7 protein-coding genes and 1 pseudogene are annotated in these 6344 nt (G+C 37.5%); 1 reads left to right on the top strand and 7 read right to left on the bottom strand.

Annotated features, from left to right (window positions below; genetic code table 11):
* Positions 1 to 600: hypothetical protein (locus tag EHQ17_RS02350; RefSeq protein WP_210414533.1), on the top strand; the 600-nt coding region annotated here is incomplete at its 5' end.
* 23 nt (positions 601 to 623) lie between these two features.
* Here the strand turns inward: EHQ17_RS02350 and EHQ17_RS02345 are convergent.
* From EHQ17_RS02345 to EHQ17_RS02315, 7 genes and pseudogenes are all read right to left on the bottom strand, one after another.
* A complete protein-coding gene (locus EHQ17_RS02345) occupies positions 624 to 1799 on the bottom strand; it encodes an ATP-dependent nuclease (protein WP_135595095.1) in 1176 nt (391 codons plus the stop codon).
* A gap of 221 nt (positions 1800 to 2020) precedes the next feature.
* Entirely contained in the window at positions 2021 to 2866 is an 846-nt protein-coding gene (locus EHQ17_RS02340; protein WP_135595093.1) for an FRG domain-containing protein, read from the bottom strand.
* A 208-nt stretch (positions 2867 to 3074) separates the two neighbouring features.
* A complete protein-coding gene (locus EHQ17_RS02335; RefSeq protein ID WP_135595091.1) occupies positions 3075 to 3896 on the bottom strand; it encodes a tetratricopeptide repeat protein in 822 nt (273 codons plus the stop codon).
* A 516-nt stretch (positions 3897 to 4412) separates the two neighbouring features.
* Positions 4413 to 4763: pseudogene (locus EHQ17_RS20310) on the bottom strand (HepT-like ribonuclease domain-containing protein).
* A complete protein-coding gene (locus EHQ17_RS02325; RefSeq protein WP_135595089.1) occupies positions 4753 to 5049 on the bottom strand; it encodes a nucleotidyltransferase family protein in 297 nt (98 codons plus the stop codon). The pseudogene EHQ17_RS20310 and the gene EHQ17_RS02325 overlap by 11 nt, the downstream one beginning before the upstream one ends.
* 341 nt (positions 5050 to 5390) lie before the next feature.
* A complete protein-coding gene (locus EHQ17_RS02320) occupies positions 5391 to 5723 on the bottom strand; it encodes a helix-turn-helix domain-containing protein (RefSeq protein WP_135595087.1) in 333 nt (110 codons plus the stop codon).
* Positions 5707 to 6072, bottom strand: a complete 366-nt coding sequence (locus tag EHQ17_RS02315; RefSeq protein WP_135595085.1) for a type II toxin-antitoxin system RelE/ParE family toxin — start codon at positions 6070 to 6072, stop codon at positions 5707 to 5709. Before EHQ17_RS02315 ends, EHQ17_RS02320 begins: the two co-directional genes overlap by 17 nt.
* Positions 6073 to 6344 lie beyond the last annotated feature (272 nt).

The raw sequence follows: 6344 nt of genomic DNA, 5'->3' as shown, positions 1-6344 counted from the left end.
ATATTAATTGTTTCGGTTCTTACTTTATTAAGAGTAATAGTAGAATTACGAATGGGAACAAAGGTTGCTTTTTCTTCCCAGTTTAATTTTATAACCGCAGTTTATTTTCTTGTTCAGGCAACTTTAAACATATTAATCACAATCTTGTTGTTTCCTATTCTCAAAGAGAAATTCCCCAATGAATTGGGTTATGAATTCGTTTACTCTTTTTTAACTGTATTTGGTATTGAGGCTTTCGTCAGACATACAAATATTACTATGTATGATACAGGGATTCTCTCTGTTCAGGATTGGCTTAATAAAGTTAAAGAGTTGGCTCTCGCTGAAACACTCGAAAAAAGTATCGTTAACGCTACCAATAAAATGCATGAAAAAGTTGAAAGGCTAAAAGACAGAGTTGATGAATTAAAACTAGATTTTCATATAAAACGGCTTTTCGTTGGAGAAATAACTGCTGAAGTAGTTATTGCTGAAGCAAACAAAATCGGAGATTCATTTGCTTATAAAGCATGGGCAATTGTAAGAGTATTTCCGGTTGAAGCGGATGCTTTAATTAAAAACAATAAACCTAAAAATAGAATAAGCGACGTAATTAATTAAAATCTATTACCAACCACATTCCCCTATGTCCTATTCGGGATAATTGGGTTAAGTTTTAATCCTTTATATTGTCCTTTATCAATATGTTTTTCTTTAACAAGTGGAGCTATATCGCCGTCCAAAATACAAAACAATTTCTTTTTATATCCGAGCATGCTTGATCTTTGTATCTCATCTTGCACAGATAATACGTTTGACCAACCACCAAGAGGTAAAACATGTATCAATTTACTAACATAAAGACGCTCGTCATTGATCAATCTTTCAATAATTCTCTTTGCGAGTATGTCTTCAACAAGAATTAAGTAATCGAATCCATCATGGTAAAAAAGACTTCGAGTTGCGTAAGCAGGATAGCAAGGATTAGTTACCGAAACTGATCCTACTTCGTTCTCGAGATAAAATATATTTTCATACTGCAATGTCCTTATCAATTCAATAGAATGAGTTGAGAAGTAGATTGCGAAATTTTTTTCTACAGCAATTTTATTTAGAACATTCAATAATCTAAGAATTGAAGATGGATGAAGAGCCAGTTCAACTTCGTCTATCAATATCAACGAAGTTGTTTGCTTAAATTTCTTTTTTATTTTAATTTCTAATGAATTCAGTAAACTTAAAATTAGATTCTCGCCGCTGCTTAGCTCAAATTGACTGATTAACCCGCGTTTTCCCTCAACAAAGTACGGGGAACTTGCAAATCGATATTTTGTTCCTGCAAGATATTTATCTACTTGAAGAATTTGCTTATAATAATCTTCATATCCGTGAAGAATATAACCGAAATTATCCTTAATAAAGGGCGATGCTTGCACCAAGTCCGTCTTTTCCACCTGCTCGATCTTTTTGAATGTACTATAATGAGTATCTTTAAATCTATTGCCGTGGATCACGCTTCCTTCAAAGAATCCATCAATGCGCAATTCTGATACACCTCGCTTAACACTCCAGTCGCTTCTACTGAAAGACCAGATTTCCTCAATATCTCCGTACTTATATTCGATCGAGGCTTGTAAAGAAGGATATTTAAAATAGTTCTTTAAAATATCTTTATAGAATAGATTAGCTAATGCCGCCATTAAAGTGCTTTTACCAGACCCATTTCCACCAGTAATTGCATATAAGCCGGGTGACAAAGGCAGACTAATTGACAAATCTTCTATTCCCTTTAAATCTTTTATTTTTATATCAATATTCATTTTTTAGAACCTACCTTTAGCCGTTTCGCCTAACGATCCAGGTTTCTTGACGTTGCGTGCCCAAAGCGCTTGTGCGCGAAGGGACGATGAGGTTCGCTCGTCTTTAAGCATCAAAGCGAACCGAAGTCGAGCAATGTGGCGAAGCCCGCAGTGAGCCTGAACGGGAACCGTGAATGGCGACGAAGCGAGAAACCGCAGTTAGGCGAAGTGCTCGTTTTGCTTTAATGCCAGAGCTTGTGAAGAATAGATCGGCCATAACCGTCAATTCCTGGAAATAATGTTTCTGACGTAATGTTCATTTTCATTAGATGAGCAAGTGCTTCACTTCGTAAATCCAAATCAAGTATATATTTAATTACTGGTTTTCCAGTCCAATAAGAACTTCTTAACTTATAGTTAGCTTCTAAATTTTCTAAGAATGAAATTGAAGTATCCATGGGCATCAAAAAAAGGCCTTGCTGAATTCCAAGTCTATGATTTGGTTTTTCCGGCTCTAACATAATTACACCTTGCCGGATAGAATCATATTCTTTTCCGCTTTTTGATTTGTTAAAGCAATCTTTAAGATAGCTATTCGCGTAATTATGCTGAAAAAGAAGCCAATCTTCTCTTAGCCCATCAGGAGCTGAGGCCAATTTTGAAGCGGTAGTGCTTATAAATATATCGTCTATACTCCAAATCACGGCATCTCCAATGGCATCTATATACGCAAAAAATAACGCAATAAAAAAAGAATAAGTAAAATCAAGAAGCCTGGTTGGAGTTCCATAATGTTGCATCAAAGCCAACCAGCTGACGATGTCTTCATTTTCTGGAAATAAAGACATATATTCATGAGCACGTCGTCTAAATTCCTTATACAGATAATATTCATCTAAGACATTGCCTTCATCTGTAAGGTTTAATTTTGGATATTGTTTTTTCCTCGTTTGAAATGCCCGAATTAAGGATACATCTAATACCCAATTTGAATCAGAATGACCACGAAAAAGAGCATTTGACCAAGCAATTTCAATATCATTTAAGTCAGACCATTTCGATATTTTGACTGTTTCTATAAAGTTCATATACTATCTTGATAATTGAGCATTTCGCCTAACGATCCAGGTTTCTCGACGTTGCGTCCGCAAGCGGTTGGCACGAGGTTCGAGCGACCTTAGTCGCGTCTTGCGAACCGAAGTGACAAAGCAATGTGCCGGAGGCCAAGCGAGGGTTGCATTAGCAATCCCGAAGCGCCGCGAGAAACCGCAGTTAGGCGTCCGTCGCAACCTATATTTAAAGAACGGAACTGAAGTCAAATCGATCACATGCATTTAGCCATTTTTCAATTCCTTCAGTGTTTTCTAAACTTGCAGATCTTTTATAATATTCACATGCCCTCTGCCAATCACCAGTAAAAAGAATGGTAGTACCAATATTTCGAATTAACCAAGCGTCTTTCGGAAATCGTATTTCTGCTTCATCTAGTATTTTCCTGGCTCGCGAATAACTCGGATAGTCACCCCCTGCTTCTTCAATAAAATCCGTATACATCTCTTGCAGTTCTTTATTGCTAGACTTAAAATTAGAATATTTTTCCGATGAGCCCCACAATGTAAATTTTCGCGGCATAATTGTATGTCGGATCAACTCGATCATAGTATAGTGTGCAGCTCGAATTGTCTGTGGAGATATTTGACAATCGTCAGAATATATAGTCAGTCGCTTACTGAATTGAAGCGGAGCTTTCTTAATTTCTGATGTCTTTAAGGATTCAAATAAAATTTTTGCCGTTACTGAAAGAAGGCCCTGTTTATTTTTACATTCATTTATATGATTAAAATCAATGACAATGCAAATATTTTCCTTCCCCTCGCATTCATCGGTTAGCTTATAATCATCTTCATATTGTGTAAAAGAATAGTATAATGCCTTTTTTTCTATATCAGCTACTTTCGTACGAATGATTACACTTTTATCATAAAAAGGAAGAAACACTCTTTTCAACAACTCGCCTTCAGGTGTTGGTGGAAATAAATAAAGCTTTCGAGAGTCTATACTGCATCCCACAAATAGTATTATGAAATAGATGATTGTAATATTTATTTTTTTCTTCATTTTTCCTTTGTTGCGATGGCAACTAACGATCCAGGTTTTCCGACGTCGCTGATCCCGAAGGGACGCGAAACGCATTCTCTGAATCACTTCCATATTACGATTTAATCCCGTGAGCGAAGCGATGTGGCTTTAGCCCGAAGTGAGACCGAGCGGAAGCCGCGAGTGGCGAACGAAGCGGAAAACCGTAGTTATACGCCGTTTACGCGAGCATCTTAAAACGCTAAAAAAACCATTGCAACAAAATGAAACAAGAACCGCTTTCCCCTTCCCACACTCAGCCAAACCCTTCCGGAAAAGCGCAGCGGAAATGGCGTATAACGAAATAGGTTTCTCGACGTTTGCGTTCCCAGAGCGCCTGTGCGCGAAGGGATTTTAATTCGGCTTGAGTGAGCCATAGCGAGCGCCCGCGAACCGAAGGGACAAAGCAATGTGTCGAAGACCGCAGTGAGTACGAACGGGAACCCGTGAGTGACGAACGGAGCGGCAAGCCGCAGTTAAGCGACGTTGTGATTTTAGTTAATCAAAAAGTGTTTTTTCTTTTGATAAAATTGAATCAATTTGCATTTCTAAAGTTGGAATTTTATTTATTACTAAATCCCAAACAATATCATAATCCACTACAAAATAGCCGTGAATCAATCGATTCCGAGTAGCCGACAGTTTTCTCCAATCCACTTCAGAATATTTTTTCTTGAATCAATCCGATAATTTATTAGAAGCCTCGCCTATTATTTCAATACTTCTAACAAAAGCTCTTTTCATTAGAGCATCAGAAATGAATTGATCGCGATCTAATTTTTTCGATTCAATTTGTAAGAAAGCAATTTCTTCTTTAATATGATTTATATAACTTAAATCAGATTTCAATGAGAATTGCCTCAGAAAGTATAGAATCCCGTAAATCTTTAGTAAGAGATTCCTCAGTTAATAAATCAACGTGCGTATTTAAAAGATCTTCTAGTCGGAAGGAAAGATCCATAAAACTATCAAAGTTTTTCTTACCAGAATGAAATTGAACAAGAATATCAACATCGCTACCTTCGCGAGTTTCATTTCTCGCGACGGAACCGAAAAGTAAAAGCTTTTGAACTCCTAAATTTAAGAGCTCCTGTTTATGCTCGACTAGAATATCTTTCACTTCCACTGAATTCATACTAACTAATAATTTGTTCAGTAATTTTCTTTTGTCGCTTAATAAATGTCAAGATTATTTAGATCCAGTAGTTTCCCACCTTCATTCGTTCTAAAACGGTTTTCATCACAATGTCGCTTAACGACGCAGGTTTCTCGACGTTTGCGTTCCCGGAGCGCTTGTGCGCGGAGGGATTTTAACTTGGCTTGAGCGACCTTAGTCGCGTCTTGCAAGCCGAGTTAAAAAGCAAATGTGCCGGAGGCCAAGCGAGGGTTGCGGAGCAATCCCGAAGCGCCGCGAGAAACCGCAGTTAGGCGACGTTTTTGCCGATGCACTAACAAATTACGCCACGGATGGCGTTTTTAGTTTTTAATTCCTAATATATTTAATGCTTTAGAATTGTTTTTAAGAATAAATAGCATTCTTTGAGCCGGGCCTTGAGGAATATTTTTTCCAGATTCCCAAGCTTCTATCGTTTTAGCAGAAACACCTAATGCTTGAGCAAAAGTATTTTGAGTAAGATGTAAATTGGTCCGAATATTTCTAATTTCTTTACCTTTAAATGTTGGTAGTTTTTGAATCTCAATAATCTGCGCTTTTACACCTGGAACTTTCTTACCTTTAGTATATTCAATCGCTTCATTAAGACCTTTGGAAAGACTGTGAAATAGTTTATTATTACTTTCTTTTTTCATTTCGAGCCCTCTTCGATTGAATTAGTTCTTTTAGAGAAGTTACTAATTCCGCTAATATCGTTAGTTCTTTCTTTGAAAGATTTTCTTTATCATTTTTTTCAAGAAGTGTGATTAAGAATAATACAGAGAATTCCTCAATATCCAAGTAAAACACTCGAACCCCTCCACTCTTACCAACTCCTTTCTTTTTCCATCGTAGCTTCCTGATTCCATTAGAACCTTTGATGACCGGGCCATATTTCGGATTTTCTAAAAGAAATTCTTGAAGTTCCTTTAACTCTTTATCTTCAAGTCCGACTTTCTTCCAAAATAGATCAAAATCTGGAAGGTGAATGAATATTCGCTTCAATAAAACAATTATCCCTATTTAATAGGGTATTGTCAATCTCAAATCCTTATAAAATCTTGCTCTAGATCGCCGCATGGACGCGGCAAAATCAATCGGAGAAGCCTTGGCAAAAATGTTCGCCTAACGACGCATGATTGTCGAAGTTCCGCGCGTCCGAAGGACTTGGCGCGAGGCTTGCTTTGCAAGACGAGTGACAAAGCGGAATTTGGCGAAGCCCAAGCAAGGGTTGCGAAGCAATCCCGAAGCGCCGCGAGAAACCGCAGTTATGCGGC

Source organism: Leptospira gomenensis (assembly GCF_004770155.1).
Lineage (GTDB): Bacteria > Spirochaetota > Leptospiria > Leptospirales > Leptospiraceae > Leptospira > Leptospira gomenensis.
Note: the sequence above shows the minus strand (reverse complement) of the source record. Positions and strands in the feature narration are given on the sequence as shown.

Excerpts from the sequence above, each read along its gene's own strand:
- EHQ17_RS02345 (WP_135595095.1), bottom strand. The coding sequence starts at position 1,799 with ATGAATATTGATATAAAAATAAAAGATTTAAAGGGAATAGAAGATTTG.
- EHQ17_RS02340 (WP_135595093.1), bottom strand. The coding sequence starts at position 2,866 with ATGAACTTTATAGAAACAGTCAAAATATCGAAATGGTCTGACTTAAAT.
- EHQ17_RS02335 (WP_135595091.1), bottom strand. The coding sequence starts at position 3,896 with ATGAAGAAAAAAATAAATATTACAATCATCTATTTCATAATACTATTT.
- EHQ17_RS02325 (WP_135595089.1), bottom strand. The coding sequence starts at position 5,049 with ATGAATTCAGTGGAAGTGAAAGATATTCTAGTCGAGCATAAACAGGAG.
- EHQ17_RS02320 (WP_135595087.1), bottom strand. The coding sequence starts at position 5,723 with ATGAAAAAAGAAAGTAATAATAAACTATTTCACAGTCTTTCCAAAGGT.